Origin of the sequence: Belnapia mucosa, from assembly GCF_016775475.1 — a bacterium.
Lineage (GTDB): Bacteria > Pseudomonadota > Alphaproteobacteria > Acetobacterales > Acetobacteraceae > Belnapia > Belnapia mucosa.
This window is the reverse complement of record NZ_JAEUXJ010000007.1, coordinates 240,897-265,190: the sequence shown is the minus strand read 5'-3', so window position 1 is coordinate 265,190 and position 24,294 is coordinate 240,897. Positions and strand designations below refer to the sequence as shown.

General features: G+C 68.3%; 22 protein-coding genes, 2 tRNA genes and 1 pseudogene. 13 read left to right on the top strand and 12 right to left on the bottom strand.

The window, feature by feature from the left end; genetic code table 11:
- The first annotated feature begins 4 nt into the window (after positions 1 to 4).
- From JMJ55_RS18005 to JMJ55_RS17980, 6 genes are read left to right on the top strand one after another with little or no spacing between them, the layout of a single operon-like run.
- The gene (locus tag JMJ55_RS18005) at positions 5 to 1,306 is read left to right on the top strand and encodes an extracellular solute-binding protein (protein ID WP_202826962.1); all 1,302 of its coding nucleotides are present in this window, start codon (positions 5 to 7) and stop codon (positions 1,304 to 1,306) included.
- Complete coding sequence (locus JMJ55_RS18000) at positions 1,281 to 2,159, top strand: carbohydrate ABC transporter permease (protein WP_236033805.1); 879 nt, start codon at positions 1,281 to 1,283, stop codon at positions 2,157 to 2,159. The genes JMJ55_RS18005 and JMJ55_RS18000 overlap by 26 nt, the downstream gene beginning before the upstream one ends.
- Positions 2,153 to 2,968, top strand: a complete 816-nt coding sequence (locus JMJ55_RS17995) for a carbohydrate ABC transporter permease (protein ID WP_202826961.1) — start codon at positions 2,153 to 2,155, stop codon at positions 2,966 to 2,968. The genes JMJ55_RS18000 and JMJ55_RS17995 overlap by 7 nt, the downstream gene beginning before the upstream one ends.
- Positions 2,965 to 3,933, top strand: coding sequence for an alcohol dehydrogenase catalytic domain-containing protein (locus JMJ55_RS17990; RefSeq protein ID WP_202826960.1), 969 nt, complete (start codon positions 2,965 to 2,967; stop codon positions 3,931 to 3,933). Before JMJ55_RS17995 ends, JMJ55_RS17990 begins: the two co-directional genes overlap by 4 nt.
- Entirely contained in the window at positions 3,930 to 4,865 is a 936-nt protein-coding gene (locus JMJ55_RS17985) for a PfkB family carbohydrate kinase (RefSeq protein ID WP_202826959.1), read from the top strand. Before JMJ55_RS17990 ends, JMJ55_RS17985 begins: the two co-directional genes overlap by 4 nt.
- A 34-nt stretch (positions 4,866 to 4,899) precedes the next feature.
- A complete protein-coding gene (locus JMJ55_RS17980) occupies positions 4,900 to 5,784 on the top strand; it encodes an aldolase (protein ID WP_236033804.1) in 885 nt (294 codons plus the stop codon).
- Positions 5,785 to 5,815: 31 nt separating this feature from the next.
- On the opposite strand, the gene JMJ55_RS17975 is transcribed toward JMJ55_RS17980, so the two are convergent.
- The 3 genes from JMJ55_RS17975 to JMJ55_RS17965 form a co-directional block, all read right to left on the bottom strand.
- Entirely contained in the window at positions 5,816 to 6,583 is a 768-nt protein-coding gene (locus JMJ55_RS17975; RefSeq protein WP_268885334.1) for a short-chain dehydrogenase/reductase, read from the bottom strand.
- Between the two features lie 3 nt (positions 6,584 to 6,586).
- Entirely contained in the window at positions 6,587 to 7,558 is a 972-nt protein-coding gene (locus JMJ55_RS17970) for a Bug family tripartite tricarboxylate transporter substrate binding protein (protein WP_202826957.1), read from the bottom strand.
- 234 nt (positions 7,559 to 7,792) lie between these two features.
- Positions 7,793 to 7,929, bottom strand: a tRNA-Arg gene (locus JMJ55_RS17965).
- Positions 7,930 to 8,002: 73 nt separating this feature from the next.
- Between JMJ55_RS17965 and JMJ55_RS32065 the strand changes: the two are divergent.
- Together JMJ55_RS32065 and JMJ55_RS17960 are read left to right on the top strand one after the other, a co-directional pair.
- Positions 8,003 to 8,281: pseudogene (locus tag JMJ55_RS32065) on the top strand (integrase arm-type DNA-binding domain-containing protein); the annotation flags it as partial.
- 33 nt (positions 8,282 to 8,314) lie between these two features.
- Positions 8,315 to 9,088, top strand: a complete 774-nt coding sequence (locus JMJ55_RS17960) for a site-specific integrase (protein ID WP_236033803.1) — start codon at positions 8,315 to 8,317, stop codon at positions 9,086 to 9,088.
- On the opposite strand, the gene JMJ55_RS17955 is transcribed toward JMJ55_RS17960, so the two are convergent.
- The 4 genes from JMJ55_RS17955 to JMJ55_RS17940 all read right to left on the bottom strand — a co-directional run bounded on the left by JMJ55_RS17955 (position 9,042) and on the right by JMJ55_RS17940 (position 13,269).
- Positions 9,042 to 9,683: a recombinase family protein gene (locus JMJ55_RS17955; RefSeq protein WP_202826955.1), complete on the bottom strand. Its 642-nt coding sequence runs from the start codon at positions 9,681 to 9,683 to the stop codon at positions 9,042 to 9,044. The two genes, JMJ55_RS17960 and JMJ55_RS17955, sit on opposite strands and share 47 nt — an antisense overlap.
- Before the next feature lie 265 nt (positions 9,684 to 9,948).
- Complete coding sequence (locus JMJ55_RS17950) at positions 9,949 to 10,755, bottom strand: IS5 family transposase (RefSeq protein WP_202827003.1); 807 nt, start codon at positions 10,753 to 10,755, stop codon at positions 9,949 to 9,951.
- Between the two features lie 436 nt (positions 10,756 to 11,191).
- Complete coding sequence (locus tag JMJ55_RS17945) at positions 11,192 to 11,902, bottom strand: cysteine hydrolase family protein (RefSeq protein WP_202826954.1); 711 nt, start codon at positions 11,900 to 11,902, stop codon at positions 11,192 to 11,194.
- 278 nt (positions 11,903 to 12,180) lie between these two features.
- The gene (locus JMJ55_RS17940; protein ID WP_236033802.1) at positions 12,181 to 13,269 is read right to left on the bottom strand and encodes a class I SAM-dependent methyltransferase; all 1,089 of its coding nucleotides are present in this window, start codon (positions 13,267 to 13,269) and stop codon (positions 12,181 to 12,183) included.
- A gap of 317 nt (positions 13,270 to 13,586) precedes the next feature.
- On the opposite strand from JMJ55_RS17940, the gene JMJ55_RS17935 reads away from it, so the two are divergent.
- Positions 13,587 to 14,192 carry a hypothetical protein gene (locus tag JMJ55_RS17935; RefSeq protein WP_202826953.1) on the top strand — a complete coding sequence of 202 codons (606 nt, stop codon included), beginning with the start codon at positions 13,587 to 13,589 and terminating at the stop codon, positions 14,190 to 14,192.
- A 169-nt stretch (positions 14,193 to 14,361) separates the two neighbouring features.
- Positions 14,362 to 14,565 carry a cold-shock protein gene (locus tag JMJ55_RS17930; RefSeq protein WP_202827001.1) on the top strand — a complete coding sequence of 68 codons (204 nt, stop codon included), beginning with the start codon at positions 14,362 to 14,364 and terminating at the stop codon, positions 14,563 to 14,565.
- A 2,513-nt stretch (positions 14,566 to 17,078) separates the two neighbouring features.
- Here JMJ55_RS17930 and JMJ55_RS17925 read toward each other — a convergent pair.
- The 4 genes from JMJ55_RS17925 to JMJ55_RS17910 form a co-directional block, all read right to left on the bottom strand.
- Positions 17,079 to 17,155, bottom strand: a tRNA-Arg gene (locus JMJ55_RS17925).
- Positions 17,156 to 17,206: 51 nt separating this feature from the next.
- Positions 17,207 to 17,389, bottom strand: coding sequence for a hypothetical protein (locus JMJ55_RS17920; protein ID WP_202826952.1), 183 nt, complete (start codon positions 17,387 to 17,389; stop codon positions 17,207 to 17,209).
- A gap of 235 nt (positions 17,390 to 17,624) precedes the next feature.
- On the bottom strand, positions 17,625 to 18,842 hold the full coding sequence (locus tag JMJ55_RS17915) for an acyl-CoA dehydrogenase family protein (RefSeq protein WP_202826951.1): 1,218 nt from the start codon (positions 18,840 to 18,842) through the stop codon (positions 17,625 to 17,627).
- A gap of 80 nt (positions 18,843 to 18,922) precedes the next feature.
- Positions 18,923 to 19,474, bottom strand: a complete 552-nt coding sequence (locus JMJ55_RS17910) for a GNAT family N-acetyltransferase (protein WP_202826950.1) — start codon at positions 19,472 to 19,474, stop codon at positions 18,923 to 18,925.
- 118 nt (positions 19,475 to 19,592) lie between these two features.
- Between JMJ55_RS17910 and JMJ55_RS17905 the strand changes: the two genes are divergently transcribed.
- The 3 genes from JMJ55_RS17905 to JMJ55_RS17895 all read left to right on the top strand — a co-directional run bounded on the left by JMJ55_RS17905 (position 19,593) and on the right by JMJ55_RS17895 (position 22,174).
- Positions 19,593 to 20,819, top strand: a complete 1,227-nt coding sequence (locus JMJ55_RS17905) for a CaiB/BaiF CoA transferase family protein (protein ID WP_202826949.1) — start codon at positions 19,593 to 19,595, stop codon at positions 20,817 to 20,819.
- A complete protein-coding gene (locus JMJ55_RS17900; protein WP_202826948.1) occupies positions 20,816 to 21,391 on the top strand; it encodes a hypothetical protein in 576 nt (191 codons plus the stop codon). The genes JMJ55_RS17905 and JMJ55_RS17900 overlap by 4 nt, the downstream gene beginning before the upstream one ends.
- A 102-nt stretch (positions 21,392 to 21,493) precedes the next feature.
- Entirely contained in the window at positions 21,494 to 22,174 is a 681-nt protein-coding gene (locus JMJ55_RS17895) for an SH3 domain-containing protein (RefSeq protein WP_202826947.1), read from the top strand.
- Here the strand turns inward: JMJ55_RS17895 and JMJ55_RS17890 are convergent.
- A complete protein-coding gene (locus JMJ55_RS17890; RefSeq protein ID WP_202826946.1) occupies positions 22,171 to 24,231 on the bottom strand; it encodes a molybdopterin-containing oxidoreductase family protein in 2,061 nt (686 codons plus the stop codon). The genes JMJ55_RS17895 and JMJ55_RS17890 overlap by 4 nt on opposite strands.
- Positions 24,232 to 24,294: the final 63 nt, after the last annotated feature.

Below are 24,294 nucleotides of genomic sequence, written 5' to 3'. Positions count from 1 at the left end.
GGCCATGAAGCGGCGCGAGCTCATCGGTGGCGCCTTGTCGGCGGCGGCGGCCGCGGCGGTGCCCGCGCGGGCCCAGTCCGCCTTCGACTGGCGGCGGCAGGACGGCCAGACCATCAACCTGATGTTCAACAACCATCCCTGGTCGCAGGCCATGCGCGACCTGGTGGCGGATTTCACCGCCCGCACCGGCATCCGCACCCGGATCGAGATCTTCAACGAGGAGCAGTTCCGCGCCCGCCTGACGACCTTCATGCAGGGCCGCTCCGCCGATCTCGACGTCTTCATGACGCTGGCCAGCCGCGAGGGGCCGGTCTTCCGCAAGGCGGGCTGGTATGCCGATCTCGCGCCGCTGCTGGCCGATCCCGCCCTGACGGCGCCCGATTACGACGCGGCCGATTTCTCCGCCTCCATCCAGGCCGCCAATACCTTCGACCGGCAGGTGGTCGCGGTGCCGATCAACCAGGAAGGCCCGCTCTTCTACTGGCGGAAGGATGTGTTCGAGCGGTTGGGTATCCCCGAGCCGCGCTATCTGGAGGACATTCCGGCCGCCGCCGCGGCGATCAAGGCGCGCGACCCGAACATCATCCCCTGGGCGGCGCGCGGGCTGCGCACCGCCATCCCCTATGCCTTCGTCGGCTTCGTCAACAATCTCGGCGGCTCGGTCGTCACGCCCGACGGCAAGCCGGGGATGTCGCAGCCGGCCAGCATCCGCGGGCTGGAGATGTATGCGAACCTGCTGAAGGAGTACGGCCCGCCCGGCGCGCTGAACCACACCTTCACCCAGGTGATCGAGCTGCTCGGCTCCGGCCGCGTCGCCATGGTGCATGAGAGCAGCAACGAATTCGCCAATATCATGCGCTTCCCGAACCGCGCGAAGGACCTCGGCGTGAAGATCCTGCCGCCGGGGCGGGAGAGCGGCATCTCGAAGCCGGCGGCCATCGGCTGGGGCATCTCCATCTCCGCCCATTCGCGCCGCCAGCCCGCCGCCTGGACCTTCCTGCAATGGGCGACCTCGAAGGAGACGCAGGGCAAGCTCGTCTCGGCCGGCGTCGCCCCGCCGCGGGCCTCGGTCTTCCAGGGCCCGGCCTTCGAGGCCTGGACCGCCGAGCTGCCGATCCGCCGTGCCTGGGCCGAGGCGCTGGTGCGGCTCGGCCGCGAGGGTTCCGGCGTGTTCCAGCCGCCGACCGACCGCATCCCCGAGGCGCGCGAGAAGATCGGCGACGCGGTGCAGCAGGTCGTCCTCGGCCGCGCGACACCGGCGGAAGCAGCCCGCATGGCGGATGAAGAGCTTGCGAAGCTCCAGTAGAAGCGGCACCTCCTATCGCTGGATGGTGGCGCCGGCGCTGGTCTTCGCCGGCGTCATGATCGTCTTTCCCTTCGGCTATGCGGTCTGGCTGTCCCTGTGCGAAATCGCGCTCGGCCAGCCGCCGCGGCTGAATGGCGGCGCCAATTACGCGCGGCTCGCCGCCGATGCCGATTTCTGGAACGGGCTGCGGCTGACCCTCCTGCTCTATGTCATCTCGCTCGTCGCGCAGCTTGTCATCGGCACCTGGCTCGGGCTGCTGCTCGCCCGGTCCCGCTGGGCGCGCGGCATCATCCGCACCATCCTCGTCTCGCCCTTCATGCTGCCGCCGGTGGTGATCGGGATGATGGCGATCGTGATCCTCGACCCGTCCTTCGGGATCGCGAATTGGATCCTGGCCCAACTCGGCCTGCCGCCGCGGCTCTGGCTATCCGATCCGGACACCGTCATCCTGACCGTCGCGGCGATCGACACCTGGCAGTGGACGCCCTTCGTCGCGCTGATCGTCATGGGCGGGTACCTCTCCCTGCCCGGCGAGGTCTTCGAGGCGGCGGAGGTGGATGGTGCACGCGGCTGGCAGCGCTTCCGGCGCCTGACCCTGCCGCTGCTCGGCCCGACCCTGGTGACGGCGGCGGTGCTGCGCAGCGTCGACCTGCTGCGCTTCTTCGACGTGATCTACATCACCACCCAGGGCGGGCCGGGCACGGCGAGCACCACGCTCAATATCATGGCCTATCGCCGGGGCTTCGAGTTCTTCGATATCGGCTATGCCAGCGCCATCATGGTGACGCTTTCCGCCATCATCTTCGGCTCCGTCCTGGCCTTCGCGCGGCTGCGCCGGGCGGTGACATGGTAGGCCGGCGCCTCGGCCGCGCGGCGGATGCGGTGGCGCTCGGCGCGGTGCTGCTGGTGCTCGCCGCGCCGGTCCTCTGGGTGCTGCTCAGCGCCTTCAAGACGCGGACCGAGGTCGCGGCGCTGCCGCCGCGGCTGCTCTTCACCCCGACGCTCGAGAATTTCGCCGAGCTGTTCGGCCGCGGCGACTTCCTCGACTATACCTGGAACAGCTTCGTCGTGGCGGGCGGGTCCATGCTGCTCGGCCTGGTGCTCGGCTTTCCGGCCGCCTTCGCCATGGCCTGGCACCGCATGACCTGGCCAGCGACCGCCACGCTGTTTGCCCGCATGGCGCCGGGGACGCTGTTCCTTCTGCCCTGGCTGGTGATGTTCACCAGCGTCGGGCTGACCGGGACGCGGACCGTTCTCGTGTTGACGCATGCCGTCATCACCCTGCCGATCACGATCTGGGTCCTGCTACCCTATCTCGAAGGCGTCCCGCGGGAACTGATCGAGAGCGCGCAGATCGACGGCGCGCGGGCGCATCAGGTGCTGCTGCGCGTGGTGCTGCCGGTAGTGGTCCCGGGCGTGGTGGTGGCGGCGATCCTGTCCTTCGTCTTCTCCTGGAACTACTTCCTCTTCGCCCTCGTCCTCTCCGGCCTTGAGAGCAAGACGGCGATCGTGGCGAGCTTCAATTTCGTGGGCGAGGGCGTGACGAACTGGGGCGCGCTGATGGCGGCCGCCGTGGTGATCGCCGCCCCGCCCCTGATCCTGACCATGTTGATCCAGCGCCGCCTGGTGGGCGGCCTCGCGGCGGGAGCGGTGAAGGGATGAAAGCGGCACGTTTCCATGGCGAGGGGCGGATCACGGTCGAGGATGCGGCCGCGCCCGTCCCCGCCGAGGGAGAGGTGGTGGTGCGCGTCGCCGCCTGCGCGCTCTGCGGCAGCGACCTGCGCCCGCTGCGGCGCGGCTGGCCCTTCACCCCCGGCCATGAGATCGCCGGGCGGGTGGACCAGCCGGGGCATCCCCGGCACGGGGAGCGCGTCGCGGTCTACATCCCCGTTTTCTGCGGCCGCTGCGAGGCCTGCACGAGCGGGCGCACGCATCTCTGCCAGAACAGCCGGGAGCTGGTCGGCTGGCAGCGCCATGGCGGCTATGCCGAGGCGGTGGCGGTCCCCGAACGCTGCCTGCTGCCGCTGCCGGACGACGTGCCGGATCATCTGGCCCCGCTCCTGCTCGACACCATCGGCACCACGGCGCATGGCGTCAGGTTGGCCCGCCGCATCGTGGAGGGCGGGCGGGCGCTGGTGCTTGGGGCGGGGCCGATCGGCCTTGGCGCCATCCTCGTGCTGCGGCGCATGGGCTTCGGGCCGATCTCGGTCGTCGATCCCGCCGCCTACCGGTCCGGCTTCGCCGCCACCCTCGGTGCCGAACCGATCACCGCCGAGGAAGCGGCCACGGGCCGCTACACCTTCGTCGTCGAGGCGACAGGCAAGGATGCCGCCCGGCAGACCGCGCTGGAGGCCGTGGGCATCGAGGGCGTGATCCTGCAGCTCGGCGAATCCGATGCCTGGTCGATCACCGAGACCCGCTCCATCCGGCTGAAGGACTTCTTCCTCCTCCGCTCCTTCTACTTCCCGATCGGCGACTTCGCGGCGAATCTCGAATTGCTGCGGGCGGACCGCGCCGAGTATGAGCGGCTGGTGGACGACCGCGCCGGGCTGGATGGGCTGGAGAGCCTTTTCGCCGCCTTCGCGCGGGGGGAGAAGCTGAAACCGGTCCTGGTGCCCGCCCCATGACAGGGGGCGGGGCGCGCGTTCTCTGCGTCGGCATCGCCGTCCTGGATCAGGTCTGGGAGCTGCCGGTCCTGCCGCCGGGGCCGGGGAAATTCCTCTCGCATGGCTTCCGCGAGACGGGCGGCGGCATGGCGGCCACGGCCGCCGTCGCCATCGCCGCGCTCGGCGGGGTGGCGCTGTGGCATGGGCGGCTCGGCGCGGATGGGCCGGGGGCCACGCTGCTCGCCCTGCTCGGGCGCTGCGGCGTCGCGGTGGTGGATGTCGTGCCGGCGCCGGGCGGTCACTCGCCCATCTCCGGCGTGCTGGTGGATGCGGAGGGCGAGCGCGTCCTCGCCGTCTTTCCCGGCAGCGGGTTGCCGGAGGCCTCGGCCCTGGCGGAGAGCCGGCTTGAGGGCGCGGGGGCGGTGCTCGCCGACCCGCGCTGGCCGGCGGGGGCGGAGCGGCTGTTCCGCCTGGCCGGCGCGCGCGGCCTGCCGCGGGTGCTGGATGCCGATGTGGCCGCCGCCGGCACCATCGCGGCGCTGGGGCCATTGACGGACCATCTGGTCTTCTCGCAGCGCGGCCTGGTGGAGTTCACCGGCACCGACGACCCCCGGGCGGGGCTCGCCGCGGCTGCCGCGCGCCTGCGCGGCATGCCCGCCCTCGGTCCGGCCGGAAGCCTCGCCGTCACCCTCGGCGCGCGGGGCAGCCTGTGGTGGCGGGAGGGTGCCCCCATGCCGCTGCCCGCGCCACGCATCGCTGCCCGCGACACCACCGGCTGCGGCGATGTGTTCCATGGCGCCTATGCGCTGGCCTTGGCCGAGGGCCAAGACCCGCCAAATGCGGCGCGCTTCGCCACGGCGGCCGCCGCGTTGAAGGCGCAGCGCGGCCAGGGATGGCACGGCATGCCGGACCGCGCCGCGGTCGAGGCGCTGCTCGCCGAGGGCTGGGCATGAGGCCGGCCCCAACATCCAACCCAATCAGGAGAGCATGATGACGAGCACCGCCCCGAGGGCCGACCTCCGCGCCCTCGCCCGTCCCTCCGGCGCCTTCGCCATGCTGGCGGTGGACCAGCGGGAAGGCCTGCGCGCCATGATGGCCGAGTTCCAGGACGGCCCGGTGACGGACCGGCAGATGTCAGATTTCAAGATGGCGGCGCTGCGGGCGCTGACGCCCCATGCCTCCGCGGCGCTGCTGGACCGCGAATTCGCCTGGGACCGCGCCATCGCGGAGCGGGTGGTGGCGCCGGGCTGCGCCCTCATCGCCGCCGGTGACACGCTGATCCCCGGCCCGGGCGAGATCGTCGCGGAGGCCCGCATCGACGAGGCGGTGGTGCCGGCCAAGGTCCGCGCCGAGGGTGCCGTCGCCCTGAAGCTGCTGGTCATCTGGCGGCCGGATGAGCCGCCGGAGCCGCGCCTCGCGCTGGTGGACGACTTCGTCGCCCGCTGCCGCGCCGCCGGGCTGATCAGCATCGTGGAGCCGGTCTGCCGCAAGCGCCGCGACGGCCAGCCCTGGAACACCGCCGAGGGCATCCTGCCCGCCGCGCGCGAGCTCGGCAACCGTGGCGCCGATATCTACAAGGCGGAGATGCCGCTGTTTGGCAAAGGGGCAGAGGCCGAGGTGCGGCGGGCCTGCGCGGAGCTGACCCGGACCGTGAACGGGCCCTGGGTCGTGCTCTCCTCCGGCGTCGCGCCGGATGATTTCCCGCAGGCGGTGGAATGGGCCTGCCGCGAGGGCGCCGCAGGCTTCCTGGCCGGGCGCGCGGTGTGGCGCACGGTCATCGGCCGGCCGGATATCGAGGCGGCCCTGAAGGAGGATGCCGTGCCGCGGCTGCAGCGCCTGGCGGAGGTGGTGGATCGGGCGGTCGGCGGCTGAGGCAACCCGCCGGACCGCGCAAGGCATCTCCTCAGGCCCGGAACCGCGCGCCGCCATCGACGGTGTACACGGTCCCGCTGCAATAGCTGGCTCGCGGCGAGACCAGGAAGGCGGCAAAGTCGGCGATCTCATCCGTGGTCGCCATGCGGCCGAAGGGAAGATTGGCCGTCAGATGTGCATAGGCAGCGTCATTCGCGCTGCCGCTGGGCTTCATGAGGCCCGCGGTGCGCTCCGTCGCGACCAAGCCCGGATTGAGCCCCAGCACACGGATGTTGTCATCCGGGCTGATGGCCCCGACCGCTTCGGTGAAAGCGATCAAGGCCGCATTCACGGTCGAGGTCGGCACGGATTTGGGATTCGGCCTCTCTCCGGAGATGCCTATGATGTTGAGGATCACCCCGTCACGCCGGGCCTGCATATGCCGGTACGCCTCGCGGCACAGGTCGATCGCCCCGAAGCCCTTGCCGTCCATCGCCTCGCGTAGTTGCTCGGCGCTGGTGTCGAGCAGCTTGCCGCGCGGCACGGCGCCGGCCGAATTAATCAGGATGTCGGTGGTTTCCAGATGAGGGAAGACGCGGCCGAGCTGGTCCCGTTGGCCGAGATCGGCGGCGACCGTGGCGACCTGCAGGCCCGGATGCCGTGCCGCCAGCGCCGCGGCCGCCTTCTCCAGCCCGGCCGGGTCGCGCGCGACCAGCGTCAGCGCGCAACCCTCCGCCGCCAGATGCGCCGCGATGCCGTATCCGATCCCCTTGGACGCGCCGGTGATCAGCACGCGCTTGCCCGTCAATTGCAGATCCATGGGTCAATCCAGCCTGATGTTGAGTTTCGTGACCAACGCGCCGATCTTGTCGGTTTCCTTGGCGATGAAGTCGGCGAAGGCGTCCGGGCTCATGCCGCCCGGTTCCGCCCCGAGGACGTGCAGGGCATCACGCACCTCCGGTTTCGACAAGGCGCGCGCGACATCCCGCTGCAGGATGCCGATGACCGCATCCGGCGTTCCTCCGGGCACGACCAGGCCGTACCAATCGGACAATTCGAAGCCCGGCAGGCCGCTTTCGGCGAAGGTCGGCACCTCCGGCACCGCGGAAGACCGCGTCGCCCCCGTGGTGGCGATCGGCCGCAGCTCCCCCGACCGGATGAAGGGCAGATGCGCGGTGGGACCGCTGAGGCCAAGCTGCACCGTGCCGCTGACCAGGTCGACCAGCGCCGGCCCGCCGCCCCGATAGGACACGGTGACGATGTTCGCCCCCGTCTGCAGCTTCATCATCTCCATCGCCAGGGCCGCGGCGCTCAGGCTGCCTGGGTTGCTGTAGGCGAGCGTGCCGGGCGCCGCGCGGGCCATCCCGATGACGTCCTGCAGCGTCCTTGCCGGCAGGCTCGGATGCGCGCTCAGCAGGCCGGGGACGGTTGCGATCAAGGTGACCGGGCGCAATGCGCGCGGGTCGTAGGGCACCGTCCGCATTGCGAAGGGCAGCGCGATCTGCGAGACCGAGATGACGCCCAGCGTATAGCCATCCGGCGCGGCCTTCGCCGCATATTCGGTGCCGACCAGGCCCGAGGCTCCTGAGCGGTTCTCGATCACCACGTTCTGGCCCAGGCTGCTGGCCATCTCCTTGCCGATGATGCGCGCCAGGGCATCCGCGGTGCCGCCCGGCGAGAAGGTGACGACGATGCGGATCGGACGGTTCGGATAGTCCGGCGCCTGTGCGGCGGCAGAGGCGACGATGCCCAGGCTGAGCAGCGCCGCGGCCAGGCTGGCCAGCATCCGTCCCATGTCGTTTCCCCCATTCTGTGGGGCTCCGGCCGCGCGGATCAGGACGTGATCGGTGCGCTAGTCTCCCGATGACGCTGTGGCCTTGCCCGTGCGAAGCCTAGGCAGGGCCGGACTGCCAGGGCAACTCCTTGGCCGGCGCGGTCCTGTGCTGCGGCGCGGGATCGCGCTGCTGGCCTAACGCCATGTCAGGGGCGGAGGATGCCGCCTCGGGCTTGGCTAACTCATTGGGGGAGATGGCGGACCCGATACGATTCGAACGTACGACCTTTGCCTTCGGAGGACACATCCGGCAGCGGCTTGGCGGGCAAATGCTTGGTTTGCAAAGGATTGGGCCTTGGAGGATCAGGCCATCCGTCACCGATTGCTGACCCTATGCTGACTCGATCCTCATGCTGACTCGATCCTCCCTTCGCGACTCCGGCCGATTCCGGCATAGCCGTTGGGATGGATGGCTCAGGTCAGCAAGGCAGCAGGCGGCGGATAGGGCATCGCAGCGTGAGTGCTCTGCAGCCCGGCATGACCCTTTGGGACGATGCTGTTGTTGGCTTTGGTGCCCGCCGCCGCCAAGGGACCCAGATTAGCTACATCGTAGTCTACCGCACGGTTGAGGGTCGGCAACGGCTGATCACCATTGGACGGCACGGTAGCCCATGGACTGCGGACACCGCTCGAACTGAGGCGCTTCACCTCTTAGGCGAGGTGGCACGAGGCGGTGACCCTCTGGCTGACCAGCGCGGCCGCAGGGCCGCAGGCGCCATGTCGATAGGTGACCTCTGCGATCGCTACCTCGCTGATATGGAGACCGGACGGCTGCTGACCCGGCATCGTCAGATCAAAAAGCCCTCGACCCTGCGGATTGATCGTAGCCGGGTCGAGGTCCATATCCGTCCCTTGCTCGGCGCCGTCCCAGTTGCCGCTCTGACCCGTGAGGATGCCGAGCGGGCGATGAGCCTGATTGCCGAGGGCAGGATCTCCCAGCAGGTTAGGCGCGATAAATATGGCTTATCGAATGTACGTGGCGGCCGGGGTGCCGCCAGCCGAACGATTGGGCTACTAGGCGCCATCCTGACCTATGCAGTTCGGCTCGGCCTTCGCGCCGACAATCCGGTTCACGGGGTGGTGCGACCTGCCGATGGCCGACGGGAGCGGCGGCTGCGGGTCGAGGAGTACGTCGCCCTTGGCGAGGGATTGCTGGTCGCGGAGGACGACACGGAGGTTTGGGCGCCCGGCTTGGTGGCTATCCGATTCCTGCTCCTGACCGGCTGGCGCCGCGGCGAGGTCCTGGGATTGAGATGGCCAGACATTGATCTGGCCCGCCGGACGGCACCCGCCGATCTCGGGCTGGCCGATGCCACGATCGGGACTCTGCTCGGTCACCGTGATCACACCATCACCCAACGCTACATCCACAGCGCTGACGCGGCACTGCTCGCCGCTGCTGATGCGGTGGCCGAGAGAACAGCCGAACTCATGGCCGGGATCGTCAGGCCGCCGCATCCGACCCAGGTATTGGCGTCATCGATCGCCTGACCTCTACCACCTTGGCGGTGCTGACCTTGAGGAGCCGAGCGGTCTCGCGCACACCTCGACCCTCGGCCAGGGCGTCGCGGATGCGCTCGACCTTGAACCTCGGCATGGGCGGTCGGCCCAGGCGCTTGTTCGACGAACGAGCCCTCTCTAACCCAGCCATCACCCGGTCGCGGATCATTGAGCGCTCGAACTCGGCGAACACCCCCAGCATGCCGAACAGCATCCGGCCCGATGGCGTTCCAGTATTGAGCGCCTGCTGGTGGAGGTAGAGGTCCACACCCCTGGCCTGTAGCTCGCCGAGCATGCCGATGAGATCGGGGAGCGATCGGCCCAGTCGGCAGACCGACCATGCAGCGACGATATCCACCTCGCGTCGCGTCACCTGCTTGAGTAGGGCGTCGAGACCCGGACGCTGTTGCCGACCCTTGATCCCTGAGATGCCCTCATCACGGTGAACGGCGACGATATTCCACCCGAGCCGGACGGCGGCCTCCTGTAAGGGGCCAAGCTGGTTCTCGACGGTCTGACCACGATCGGCGGTCGAGACCCGGACGTAGAGGGCAGCACGCTTAGGGATCGGAGGGGCAGCGGTCATACTCTGAGACAAGCACGCTGCCTTGTGGTGTCAACGAAATCGGATGATTCTAGACACACCCCCGCGGCCAACCAGACCCAAGATTCCAGGCCGGTTTCTGAGCGACGATTTCAGGGGGGATTTCCGAACACCAACTGGATGCGTTCATGCCGGTCATGTGTCTCATTGACGCACGCCCGCTCGCCGTCGGCTCGCGCCCGTGGGCGGCTGGGTCGCGCCGCTCACTCACGCTCGCTCTCTCGACCCGCCACAGGTCTAGACGCCGTTATGGACCTCCGGTCAGTTGCGCGGCCTGCTTGAGCATGAGGCAGGCGAAGGCGACGAGGTGAAGATCGGCGAGGGTGCTGGCATAGCCTTCGTAGTCCTTCACCAGTCGGCGAAAGCGGGTGGCCCAGGCGAAGGTCCGTTCGACCACCCAGCGCCGCGGCAACAGCACGAAGCCACGCTTGGTGTCTGGCAACTTCACCACCTCCAACTCAATCCCATGCGCCTTGGCGGCGTCACCGGCCTTCGGGCCGGTGTAGCCCTGGTCGACATAGGCCAGGTCGACGCTCTGGCCGGTGGAGGCCTGCACGGCCTGGGCCAGCCGCCCAACCTCGGCCCGATCGTCCGTGCTGGCAGGCGTTACGTGCAGGGCCAGGGGATAGCCCAGGGTGTCGACCGCCAGGTGCAGCTTGGAACCCCGTTTGCGCTTGGCACCGTCATAGCCTGCCCTTGCGCCGCTTTCTGGCGAGGATCGCAGCGTGCGGCTGTCCAGGATGGCAGCACTGGGCTGGGCTTTGCGTCCAGCGGCGACCCGCAGCACAGCCCGCAGATCCTCGGCCAGTGCCTCGAAGCAGCCGGCCGCCAGCCAGCGCTGCGCCTGCAGGTAGACCGCCGCCCAGGGCGGTAGGTCGTTTGGCATCCAGCGCCAGGGCGCCCCGGTCTTGATCACATACCGCAGACCGTTGAACACCCCGCGCAGCGCATGCTCCCGCTGCCCGGCTGCCTCAGGCAGCAGGGTCAGGTAGGGCACAACCAGAGCCCATTCGTCATCGGAGACATCAGACGGATATGGTTTGCGAGCATTCATGCCCCGCAGCCTGACGTTACCCAGCCAATGGTCCATAACGGCCTCTAGTCTGTGACCTCACTCCGGTGGCGATGTAATGACCGACGCTCTTGTTCGGACAGGCGGGCGGTTCTCCCCAAGGAGGTCATCCATGCGATCAGAGTGGACGCACCTTGCGAATGGCGTCCAGAGGTAGCTTCGCTGCGAGGTGATTGTGGGCGATGTAGGTCCGGGTGGCGGCGTTTTAGCCAATGCCGTGCCATCGGCGAGGCGCGACGCAGGCACCTTGCCGCGTGGGTTAGCCACTCGGGAGGCTTTCGTGCGGTGTTCGTCAGCATCCGCACTGGCGAACCGTGTCTCGTACGTCGCGCTCGCTTCCACGAGTACAAGGTGCGGCGCCATCGAGGATGAGCCAGCGCCGAATAGTGCGAGACCGTAATAGGACCCTTCGCTGCCGCTATCCATCGAGCGATGCGACGAAGCGTTCGGAGTCCGACACCCACCCGAACAGCAGTTGAATGGTCAGCAGTGACGCCTCGTGATTGGTCCGGAACTGGTCGTTGGCGATCGGCTCCGCCGTGCAGTCGGCGAGTACGACGCAGTGATAGCCGCGGAACATCGCGTCTCGGACCGTCGATTCCACGCACACGCTGGTCGTGCAACCCGTCACGACCAGATGCTTGATGTTGCGATCAGTCAGCACCTTGTCGAGGTCGGTCTGGAAGAACCCGCTGTAGCGGTGCTTAGGGACGATCACGTCGCCTGCCTGCGGAGCGAGCTGCGGCAGGATGTCGGTGTTCCACGTGTCCCTAACGAGGATACGGCCTGCCCTACCGTCCGGCGCGGGTACCTCCTTCCCCACCCCGAGCCGCGCGTGCTTGATCGAGTGCGGCGACCCTGCGCCCCCGGTGTCGGCGAGGTCGGGGCTGTGCTCCATCTTGAGATAGACGACCGGCAGCCCTGCCGAGCGCGCGGCAGCCAGGACCCGCGCCGTAGCTTCGACCACTCGCTCGATGGGCATGATATCGATGCCCGCCCGGTCGAACATGCCGCCCCGAGCGCCGAAGTCATTCTGCATATCGACGACCAGAACAGCGCATCGTTTGCGGTCGATTTCTATAGGCTCGGGTTGGGCGTCCAGCGTGATGGCGTGGATTTCCGCTTGCATCTGCTACATCCCTGCCCAGTAGGCCTCCAAGATCAGGTCATGCGCGCCTCTCTCGGGCCAGTGCCCATGCTCAAAGGGCTATGCACAAGACCGGCCACTCTCCCCGCACGCTGCGGACCACCAGTGCAGCGCCAACGCTCTGGTGACCTACCCGCCTCCGGCGCCAGCTTCCCTGCCAAGGCGACCAGAGTCTTGGCCGCAAAGGGCGCCTTTTTGCCCAGCCCTGCTCCTATCTCGTGCATTTGCCTGGACCGTCGGCGCAGTCACGGCGAAGCCAACTAGAGGCGTGCCTCAAGAATCATGTTGAAAGGCGTTTCGGTGGCGCGGCGCACGCTACCAAACCCGCCAGCGGTGATTGCCCCCCGCAGCTTGGCCTCGCCTGCCTGGGCGCCGAAGGCCGCACCCACCTCCTGCGCGAGCGAGGTCGGGACGCAGAGCATAGTCGAAGCTGCGTAAAAAAGGCGGCCGACCGGGTTCAGGTTGTCCTCAAGCCGATCGCCTGCCATGGGCTCGACGACCAACCACGTACCGTCCGGTTTGAGCGATCGGCGAACCTGTGACGCTACCCCCGCCGGGTCGCCCATATCGTGCAAACAATCAAAGAAGGCCACGAGATCAAACGCCGCGTCTGGAATTTCCTTCGCCGTGGCAACCTCGAATCGAGTGTTCCCCGCCACGCCGTGTGCTTCGGCATGCTTCCGAGCATCTACGATGGAACCGTCGTGATAGTCATAGCCAACGAAGCGGGAGTTCGGGAAAGCCTTGGCCATCAGGACGGTGGACCAACCGTGACCGCATCCCACATCGGCCACGTCAGCACCCGCTTTCAGCTTGGCGACCACCCCGTCGAGCGCAGGAAGCCACTGCGACAAGAGGTTGTTCTGGTAGCCAGGGCGGAAAAACCGCGCAGTGGCGCAAAACAGGCACGACGCCTGATCCCCCCATGCAAAGCCGCCACCGTTCTTGAATCTCTCCTGTACTTTCGGCTGCACCTCGGTCTGCGCCGCCATCAGGTCGAAGGCTCCCATCATATAGACGGGGCTGTCCTCGACAGCGAACACCATGGCCTGTTCGGGTGGCAGGCTGAATTGGCCGCTGTCTGGGTCGTAAGCGAGGTAGTCGGATGCGGCTTGATGAGAGAGCCATTCGAGCAGGTAGCGCTCGTGGACCTTTGCTTGCTGAGCAAGTTGGGCACAGGTCATGGGACCGTGGGTGTACAAAATCCGATACAGACCTAAGGTGTCGCCCATCCGGACCAGCGGCACACTTGCTGCACCCCCAAGGTCGCCAAGCATTTTGCCGACAAACTGTTGCAGCTTGGCGTTGTCGATCGCGTGCGAGGTTGGCGCATGCGTTCCTTCGGACATAGCTGCCTCCACGGCGCAAGACGACTAACTGAGTGGAGTTGCGTTACGCGCAGCGGCCTTCACGAGGCGTCAATTTCTTCTCGCTACCCTCCGCAGAAAAACTTTAGTGTGCTGCTCACCAAAAATGCACGCGGGAACTGAATCCGAAACGGCACACGCGGGCGTTGTGGAAGGAGCATGTTCGCGGCTTCCGTCTGACACGGCGGTGTGTACCCGCAGCAGGCCATCCGAACTCCTCTGCCATTCTCATCGTCGTTGACCCGCGCTGGACGTGGGGAGCAGCATTCCTTGCTCCTCGGGACCGCAGGGAGAGCAAAATGCACATCATGATCAGCCGTTATGCTGGCGCTGCGAGGATGACTGCGGAAGCAGCGCCGAAAGCCCAGCAAGGACTTGTCCCACTCCTCAGAGGTCAGCACGGCTTTCTGGGCTATGCGGCCCTCGGTAGTGAACAAGGCGATATCGTCTCGGTCTCGTTTTGGGAGAGTGCCACCGCAGCGGCTAGCTGCCGCGACAAAATCCGCGAATGGGTGATGGCCAACCTCTCTGGGCTCAGCGAGCCGACTGAGCGCTTTATGGGCGATGTTGGACCGCATGCGATGGCGGCGCCACAGAGCGGCGGACCGGCTCAATCCCTCTACTGCATGGTCAGGAAAGCGGAGAACCTGCCATCGACCTCAATCCAGCGGCCAGTCGTCGAGGAGATGCTAGCCCGCACCCAGAAGGTCCCTGGCTTTCGAGGCGCCTACTGGCTGCGGTCGATGGATGATCCAACCCGTGGTGCCTCTGTCCTGCTTTTCGACACGCATGAGCACGCTTACGCTGCGCATGAAGAAGCGCTTGCCATCCTGCGCAAGCACCAGCCCGACGTTGCCGTCCGGGTCGCAGCCTCGGGACAGACCGCCGTGTTGGCTATGGCTTGATCAGTCCTCGGCAGGGTGTCCGTGTTTGTCCGGCGCTCTGCGCGCCTTGGGCGAGCATGTGCTGATCGACTTACCGGGGCTAGATGCACATCCAGCGGCAGCGGCGGGACACTTGCTTGACCTGCCTCGCAGCAGCATCATCGTCCGAACCGGGGAAGGAAAACACTCGATGGCTGTAGGTACTGTGAAGTGGTTCAACGCGCAGAAGGGCTTTGGCTTCATTCAGCCCGAAGGCGGCGGTAAGGACGTATTCGTCCACATTACCGCCGTGCAGGCAGCCGGGCTGAACGGTCTCGACGAGGGTCAGAAGGTTTCCTACGAGGTGGTGCGCGAGCGAGGCAAAGAGGCGGCGGCCAGCCTTAGGCTAGCCTGAGCCAGTTGTCGGCACTTTCACTCGGCCTCACCCAACCCGAGGCGGCGGCACTTGACCGCCGCCAACGCTCGACCCTGCTTCGTGGTTAGCGTCCCTCACTCTGCGTCGGCGGTCTCCGTTGGGACGCGGCTGCAGTAAGGCTGCTTAGCCCAAGCAAAGCGACCCAGCCGAAATTCGTCCGCTCGACATCGGGCCGAACTCGGAGGGGTGGTTTCGGCGGGAGGGCTGAGGGCGATGCGGCAACGCCGACCTCAGCGACCACGGGGACAGTGGCCTCGGCACGAGCCTGAGCGAAAGCCAAGGCACATTGAGGACTGGCGTAGAGGACCGCCACCCAGAGGCGCCCTCGCATGTTCGTCTCCCTCCCCGGCTTGATGCCGGGTGCTTGGTGAATGCAACTGTGAGACTTTTGCTGCGCCGACGGGTATAACTTTCTCGCTCACGGCCGCACTCAGTATAGGCGCTGGAGTAGCTGTCCTAACCGCGTGGGCAGAAACGGTCACCGGCCGCCCGCCACCCCGTCATGCCATTAACCCATTCCTCGGTGTCTCCCAGGAGCCCGCTGAATTGGGTTCGGGGCGGGTCATAGAGTTCCACCCGCTCCATCACCAAGCCATAGAGGGAATGTTGCTGCTGTTGAGTTGTGGCGCCGAGCCGTTCAACCAGCATGTCGAACCACGCTTCGTGCCGCCGGGGATGAGGGAAGCAACCATAGCGGCGCCACCAGTCGGCGAACTCCCCCGCGATCTCCGTGCGCCACCTCAGGCGGACCGGCTCGTCTCTTGCCTGTAGCTCACGCGCTGAAAGAGCAGGTGGCATCGAGACTGAGCGATCTCGGTTAGGTTCAAGCTGGAATGGGACAGGCGGCGGAAGCTGCCCCTGATCTGGCTTCGACGGCGGTGACCAAGGAGGGGACGGATACGGTGCGGCGCGCGGTTGGACTGCGGGTGGACCGGCAACGGGCGGTAGGGTTTCAGTCGCCTGCGACCACGCCTGATGACCCAGAAGGGCCAGGAGAGCGATTACAAGAAGCCCGGTCTGCATGGCATACACCTCTGGGCGTCAACGCATGTGCCGGGCTGGGGTCGCCGTGTCCAGACGGGCATGGACCAATCGTGCGAAGGTCAATCGTATGCCGTCGCCGAGGTCGGTTTAACGAATCGGCCAAGCAAAACCGCACACCGAGATTAGCGGGCCAAGCCACCTGACCTAATGCCTCATCACCGCGCCGACTCAGCGTTCAAAAGTTCGGAGCTGGTAGCTAGTGGTCTAATCATCCGGGAGGCGCGGCTAAGTCACTTCTCAACGGCGCTGCGTATTCCCGGACGGCAACCGGCATTGTGAATGTCACGGCTCGGGCTTCTTTTGAACTGGTGCGTTTCACCCCTGCTTTCACAACGGAGGAATACCATGATGCGCAACTTAGCAGCCGCGCTGCTCGTCGGGTTGGTTTCATTTAGCCTGACGGCATGCGGCACAAGCCCCGGCAGCCGCGCCGTCTCCGGGGGCCTGCTCGGAGCAGGAGCGGGTGCTGGGGTGAGTGCCTTGACTGGCGGCAGCGTTGGAACAGGTGCGCTTGTCGGCGGTGGTGTGGGTGCCGCAGGCGGTGCTCTAACAGCGCCCAGCCGCGGCAGTAGCTACGGCGGTGGTGGATACTCAGGCGGCCGAGGATATCGCGGTTACTAGCCACAACCGTAAACGCGACCTCAGCAGTGTCTCGCCTGGCCTGTTCTAATCGCAAAGATAAGGACCGGTCAGCGACGAAGGCTGTCGGGTGCATGGCCGGGCGCGGCCAGCGCCAAGTGCTAGCCGTCGGGATCGACACCCAGGCGGACCTAGCCAAGTCGGCGGCGGTCCTCCTTCTTGGGAGGTCGTCGCCTGGCGTGGATGCCGTGCGCCGGTTGCGGACCATGTTCACCAAGGCGGAGCAGGTGGTGACTAGCGGGGGATTCGCAGGCCGAGGTTGCTCTGATTCAACATGGCGAACAGAGGAGCTTCGCCATGCCCATCCCACTTCGAGGCGACTCTGGCGCGGCTGGGCTTCGTGCCGCGGCTCGTCCGACCAAGGATGCGCCCAGGCCCGCCGCCTGCTGGCCTTGGCTGCAGTTTACGACGGAGTGTTCGGTGAAATGCTGATCGTGAGGAACATCCCGGCACTCCGGCCAGTCTGACCCTGCGCCCCTTATGAGCATCTCAGGCGATTACGGTTGAGACGATAAGCGGATCGTCTGCCAGCATCGAACGAGCATCGCCGGGTATGATCGTCGAGGACTGGGCTTGGGTGCCGGGTAACCACCATCGAGATGGTGGCCGCCACAGCGCCAGGGTCCGACTACGACCCTGAGGGAATCTCCGCGGGTCATCTCGGAGACAAGAACCGACACCTCGGGCAGTAATCAGCAGGAGGCCAAGTGACCAGCGACTTAGCCGGTCCTGTTGACCATCTGCTGCCTCAATGCAGGGGAGAGGGCCTGCGAGGCAAGGTGCCTACGAGCTAGCCCATTGAGGAGATATGGCGGACCCGATACGATTCGAACGTACGACCTTTGCCTTCGGAGGGCAACGCTCTATCCAGCTGAGCTACGGGTCCAGCGCGCCTCCCATAGCCCAGCCGGCCACAGGAAGGAAGCCCCTATCCGCCTCACCGCACCGGCCGGGGGTAATTCGCCACCATCCGCTCCGCCAGGTTGTGATAGACATCAGGGGCCGCCAGCGCCGCCTCACCCTGCCCCGCCTCGCTCAGCGCCGCGACGCGGTCCAGCCCCGCCTCCAGCGCCGGATAGTCCAGCGGCAGCTGCTTGTGCCGGTCGGGGCGGGAAGCCAAGCGCCGAGCGCGGAGGGAAGGGCAAGAAGAAACCGACGCTGCGTGGGGCCACTGCAATTGCGATGGACTCACAGTCGGTAATCCACCCGCCCGGCCTCTGGCAAGTTCTTGGAAAGACCGGATTACAGCGCCATTGGCTGCGATGTCGGCGAAAGCTTCAGCCCGGGGCCGCTCGCAACCTTTCGGGCAGGCCAAACCCCTTTCCGCCTGGCAAGGATTTCATCCGCCGGCGCCATCAAACAAACTGGACCGCCTGCGGCACGCCCAGCAGGTGCCGCCCCACCATCTCCAGATGCCAGGGCCCACCCTGGAGATGCTGCGAGACGCACATCGCATCGCGGAAGCGCCGCTCGAAAGGCTCCGATTCCAGCACCGCGGTGGTGCCCCCGGCGCGGTAGCAGGCAACGGCAACCTCGGTCGCCTCCGCCATCACGCTGGTCGTCGCCAGCCGCACCGCCATCCGGGCATCGAGGCTGAGCGCGCCGGTGCCCTCCGCCTCCGCCCAGGCCTCGCGCAGCGTGCCGAGCAGATACATCCGGCAGGCGCGCAGCTTTGCCTCCAGCTGGGCGACCTGCGACTGGATGCAGTGGTTCTCCGCCATGGGCTGGGCGCCGGCGCGGGCGGTCTTGCCACGGGCCAGCGTCAGGTAGCGGTTCAGCAGCGCGCGGGCATTGCCGAGCGCGGTCGCGGCGAAGCCCGAGGCATAGCAGAGATGCGAGGTGAAGAGGGTCAGCGTCCCCGTCTCCTGCCGCCCCTCCGGCTTGTCGCGGAAGCAGGCATGGCTTGCAGGGACGAAGAGGTCCGTCACCTCATAGGTGTCGCTGCCGGTGCCGCGCAGGCCGAGCGCGGCCCAATCCTCGGTGATCGCCGCCTGTTCGCGCGGAAACAGGACAGTGACGAATTCCGGCTTGCCGTTCGGCCCCGGCCGCGGCGTGCCGTCGGGCTGGGCCACAGGCACATGCGCGCCCAGCAGCCGGGCATGGCGGTTGCCGCTCGCGAAATCCCAGCGCCCGGTGACGCGCCAGCCGCCCTCCACCGGCACCGCCGCAGCGCGGATATGCTGCGCCCCCCAGGCGAGGCCGCTGTCGCGCTCGCCGAAGAAGTGCTGCGCGACCTCCTGCGGCAGGTAGGTGGCGGAGCTGAGGGCCGAGACATTGCCCTGGTTCACGCACCAGGCGGTGCTGGCATCGCCGATCGCCACAGCCTCGATCACCTCGGCATAGAGCGGCAGGGGCATCGCCTGGCCGCCGATGGCGCGGGCGGTTAGCAGGCGGAAGAAGTCGTTGGCGCGGAGCGCCTCCAGCACCTCGGGCGGCAGCTCCCGCGCCTGCTCCATAGCAGGGCCGGCCGCTTCCAGCAGGGGGATCAGGGCACGGGCACGCTCCACCGGGCCGGCAGAGGAGAGGCTGTCCGGAGCTTGCGGCGTCAGCGGCCCGATTTCGGCAGCAGCCATGGCTTGTCCTCCCTCTTTGAGGGAAAGCTAGCACGGCAGGGTCGGTCATCAAGGGTTGGTGGACGGTCGCCCGACCAAATTCAGGCGAACCAGTCCTGCCGCCTGAGCCGGTAGAGCAGATGGGTTCGCAACGGGTGCCCTTCCGGCAGGCGCGGATGCTCGAAGGTCCCGGTCGGCCGCATGCCGAGCTTCGCCATCAGCAGCCAGGACGGCGCATTCCCGGGCACGGTGAAGGCCACCACCTCCGTCAGGCCGACCGGCCCGAAGCCGGCCTTCAGCGAAAGCCGCGCCGCCTCCTCTGCCAAGCCCTGGCGCTGGAAGCCGGGCGCGATCCGCCAGCCGATCTCGACCGCCGGGGTGAAGTCCGCTTCCCAGGGAATGGTCAGCAGCCCGACCACGCCGATCAGCCCCGGCCTCTCCCGCTGCTCCACCACCCAGAAGCCCCAGCCATGGGCGGCGACATGCGCCTCCATCCGGTCGGCCCAGGCATCGCTCTCGGCCCGGGTCATCGGGGCCGGGAAATGGCGCATCACCTCCGGATCGCCATTCAGCGCCGCCAGCGGGTCTCGGTCCTCCGCGCGCCAGGGACGGAGGCGGAGGCGGGGGCCTTCCAGGGTCATGGGCTCGGGCATGGCCCCTGGCATCGCCCAGCCGGCGACCGACCGCAAGCCTTGCTTCGCCCGCGGAATTCGCCTGCCGCCCAGGTTCGGTCTAGAGAAGTCCTGGAGAGACGCGCGAGGACATGCGGATATGAATGAGGCGGCGGGGCTGGGTCTGGCCCAATCCGCCGGGGCCCTGGCAGGGCTCCGGGTGATCGACCTGACGCGGGTGCTGGGCGGCCCCTACTGCACCATGGTGCTGTCGGACCATGGCGCCGAGGTCATCAAGCTGGAACCGCCGCAGGGCGACGAGGTCCGCGACTGGGGCCCGCCCTTCAACGAGGCCGGCGATGCCAGCTACTTCGTCGGCGTCAACCGCAACAAGCGCTCGGTCGGGCTCGACCTCTCGAAGCCCGAGGGGCGGGAGGTGCTGCTGCGCCTGCTCGATGGCGCCGATGTGCTGATCGAGAATTTCAAGCCCGGCAGCATGGAGCGCTGGGGCCTCGGCTACGACGCGGTGCTGAAGCACCGCTTCCCCGCCCTGGTGCATTGCCGCGTCTCCGGCTTCGGCGCGGATGGGCCGCTGGGCGGCTTCCCCGGCTATGACGCCGTGTTGCAGGCGATGACCGGCCTGATGTCGATCAACGGCACCGGGGATTCCGGCCCGACCCGGCTCGGCAACCCGATCGTCGATATCGCCACCGGCCTGTTCAGCACCATCGGCATCCTGATGGCCCTGCAGGAACGCGCCCGCAGCGGGCTCGGCCAGTATGTCGACATGACGCTGCATGATTGCGGCATGGCGCTGCTGCACCCGCATGCGGCCAATTACTTCCTCAACGGCAACCGGCCGAAGGCGACGGGCAACCCGCATCCGAACCTCGCGCCCTATTCCAAATTCCGCACCCGCACCTGCGAGATCTTCGTCGCCGCGGGCAACGACCCGGCCTTCCGCAAATTCTGCGAATTCCTCGGCTTCCCCGAGATGGCGAAGGATCCTCGCTTCGCCACCAACGGCGCCCGCGTCGTCAACCGCGACGCGCTGACCGCGGTGCTGGAGGAACGCTTCGCCCAGGAGGACGGGCATGACCTGACCCGCCGGATGCTGGCCGCCGGCCTGCCCGCCGGTCCGGTCCTGCATGTGGACGAGGCGATGGCCGCGGCCCATACCGCGCATCGCGCCATGGTGACGGAGCTCGGCGCCTATCGCGGCCTCGGCACGCCCATCAAGCTGTCGCGCACCCCGGGCGGCACCCGTGCCGCGCCGCCGCGCTTCGCCGAGCACACCGACAGTGTGCTGACCTCCCATGGCTTCTCCGAGGCCGAGCTGGCGGCGCTTCGCGCCTCCGGCGTGTTGGTGGATACCCGCAGGCGATGAGCGACACGACCCCCACGCTGCTGAAGCTGCAGCCGATCGAGAAGCGGACCGAGGTCGCGGCGCTGTTCGAAACCTGGCGCAGCGCCCTCGCCACGGATGAGCGTTTCCGTGGCGGCCGCAACACCTTCAAGCCGGCCGCGGGTTCGGCGCCCGAGGCGGTGAAGGGCGGCTTCGAATGGCGCACGACGCTGCGCCCGACCGGGCTGCCGGCCGGGCTCGACATCATCATCCGGCTGGGTGACGTCTCCGCCTCCTACACCCCGCTCGACCGCAACGGGTCGGGCGCCTTCGGCCGCGATCCGACGGATGGCGCGACCTATGCCCTGCGCCAGTGGCATGACAGCAAGCGGATCGGCAGTCGGCCCTTGAAGGAGGAGACCCTGGCGCAATACGCCGCGCCGCAGAGCGCCGAGCTGTTCCACGCCGCCTCCCAGGGCAATGCGGGGCGCGGGCGGCTCTATCTGGTGCTGGCGCGGCTGGACGGGCCGCCGGCCGAGATCGCGCAGCAGACCTTCGAGGCGCTGTCCGGCTTCCACCGGGTGGCAGCCGCCGCACGGGAAGATGCCTGGTAGGCGCGCTTCGCAATTGCAACCTTCCCGCCCGGCGGGGTTTTAGGCGGCGGGGGTGCGGGGCGCGGCATGGGGCGGGCGCCCGCCCCCCAGGGTGCGGCAAACATGCGTGGCTTGGCCCTGACGGGCATCGCGGTCGTTGCAGTCGTCGGGATCGGTGTCGTGGCCCTGGGCTCCCGCCAGGGCGAGGGTGCGTCACGATCGCTGGCCGCTGCCCCGACCTCGTCGGAGCAGGTGCTGGCGGAGGTGGCGAAGGACTCGATCCGCAGCCGGCTGCGCAATGCGCCCAACCTCGCCTTCGGCAATCTGGAGGTGGTCCGCTTCGGCCCGGCCGATGAGCGGGCAGTCTGCGGCCGGGTCGGCACGACGGATTTCATCCTCCGCATCCTGCTGCCGCGCGACGGCTCCATCCCGCAGAACGGGCACCGCTACACCACCGTGCTGGAACAGGGGCCGGGCCTGCCCGTCTCCGCCTCGGCCGCCGCGCGCTATTGCCGCAACGCCGCCGAACAGCCGGCCGAGCCTGTCGAGGCCGCGTCACCGCTCACCGCCCAGCAGGCGCCTGCCTCACCGGTCGAGGCCGCCCCGCCGATCGGCGCCGTGCTGGTGCGCAGCCCCGCCAATATCCGCGCCGCGCCCCTCGGCGGGTCCGAGGTGCTGCGGGTCGCGCCGCAGGGCACCGAATACAAGGTGTTCAGCCGCGCCCCCGGCGGCTGGATGCAGGTGGGCGAGGCCCAGCCGCTGGGTTGGATCCATTCCAGCCTGCTGACCGGCGCCAATCACTAGGCTGGCTGCACCCACACAGCCGTATCGTGGAAGGCGACGCCGCCGGCCGGCGCCACCGGCTCGGCGCCGATCAGGGCGTTGATGCCGATCCCCTCGGGAAAGTCGGCGCTGGGCGAGATGCCCTCCACCGCCACCACGCCTGGCAGCACGCCGTCGAAATGCATCGCATGCAGGGTCAGCGCCCCGCGGGCATTGCCGATCCGCACCGGGGCGCCATCGGCGATGCCGAGCCGCCCGGCATCCGCTGGATGCAGCCGCAGCCGCGGCATTCCCTCCCGGCTGCGGGAGCCAGGGGTCTCGGTGAAGCTGGTATTCAGGAAGCTCCGCGCCGGCGGGGTGATGAGGCGGAAGGGCGTCGCCGCGCTCGCCGCCTCCAGCCTCTCCCAATGGCTCGGCAGCTCCGGCATCCCCTCGGCATGCGGCCCGAGCGCCGCCCAGTCGGGGCGGAAGCGGAAGCGCCCATCGGGCTGCGGGAAGCCTGCGAAATCCGGCCCGGCCGGGATGGCATTGCCGACCGGGATATGGCCCCGCGCCTTCGCCTCCTCCCAGCCCGGCAGGCCAGAGGCGCGGAGCGTCGCATCCAGCATCGCCTCCTCCTCCAGGCCGAAGCCGGGATGCTCCGCCCCCAGCCGTGCCGCCAGGGCGCAGACCACCGCATGGTTGCTACGCGCCTCGCCGAGCGGCGCGATGACCCGCGGCCCGACGGTCAGCGCGGTATGGCCGAGGCCGAGATAGAGGTCGCTCTGCTCGAGGAAGGTCGTCGCCGGCAGCACCACATCCGCCAGCGCCGCGGTCGGGGTCATGAACTGCTCATGCACCGCGAGGAACAGGTCCCGCCGCGCCAGGCCCCGCCGGACGGCTGCGCTGTCGGGCGCGACCTCGGCGCTGTTGGCGTTCTGGATCAGCATCGCGGTCACCGGCGGCCCGCCCGCCAGCGCCTCGCCATTCAGGACCGCGCCGATCCGCGACTGGTCGAGCACCCGCACCCTGGGGTCGATCCGGTCGCTGGCCCAGGCGAGGCGCGTGTCCAGCCCCCAGCCCTCCAGCGCATAGAAGAAGGCGCCACCCCCTTCCTCCGCCCAGGCGCCGGTCAGCGCGGCGAGGCAGGAGATGGCATGCATGGTCGCCGCGCCATTGCGGTGGCGGGTGAAGCCGACGCCGGCGCGGAGGAACATTCGCCGCGTCCCGGCATACATCTCGGCCAGCGCCCGGATCGTGGCCGCCGGGACGCCAGTGATGCCCTCCGCCCAGTCCGGCGTGTGGCGGCGGAGATGTGCCTCCACCCCCGCATTCCAATCGGTATGGGCGGCGAGGAAGCCACGATCCGCCGCGCCCCGTTCCAGCGCCACCGCCATCATGGCCAGCGCCAGTGCCGCATCCGTCCCCGGCCGCAGGATGATGCCGAGATCCGCCGCCTCGATGGAGGGCGAGCGATAGGCATCCACCACCACCAGCTTCGCCCCGCGCCGCTTCCTGGCCTGCTGGATATGCGCCATCAGGTTCACCTGGGTGGAGACGGGGTTGCCGCCCCACATCAGGATCAGGTCCGCCTCCGCCACAAGCCGCGGGTCGGCGCCGCGTGCCGCACCATGCCCGGCCCGCCAGCCGGATTCGGCCGGCGTCACGCAGATGGTGGATTTCTGCCGCGAATACCCCATCACATGCCGCAGCCGGTCGAGCCCCCAGCGGGCGAGCACGCCCATGGTGCCGCCGCTGTGGTAGGGCCAGACCGCCTCCGCCCCGTCGCGCGCCGCCGCCTGCCGGAAGGCCTCAGCGATGCGGTCCAGCGCCTCCTCCCAGGGGATCGGGGCGAAGCGCCCCTCGCCCTTGGCGCCGATGCGCAGCAGGGGCCGCGTCAGGCGCGCCGGGTGGTGCACCCGCTCGGCATAGCGGGCGACCTTGGCGCAGCAGGTCCCGGCCGTGTAGTCGTAGCTGGCGGAGCCGCGCACCCGCCCGATCCGCGTCGCCGAGAGTCGCTCCACCTCCAGCACGCAGGCGCTCGGGCAGTCATGCGGGCAGGCGGTGCGGATCACGCTGACGGGGAGGCTGCCATCCATCGGCTCGGTCCTTCGGCTTGCCTCAATCCTGCCCGTGCGGCGAACCCGGCGCCAGCGCGGAGG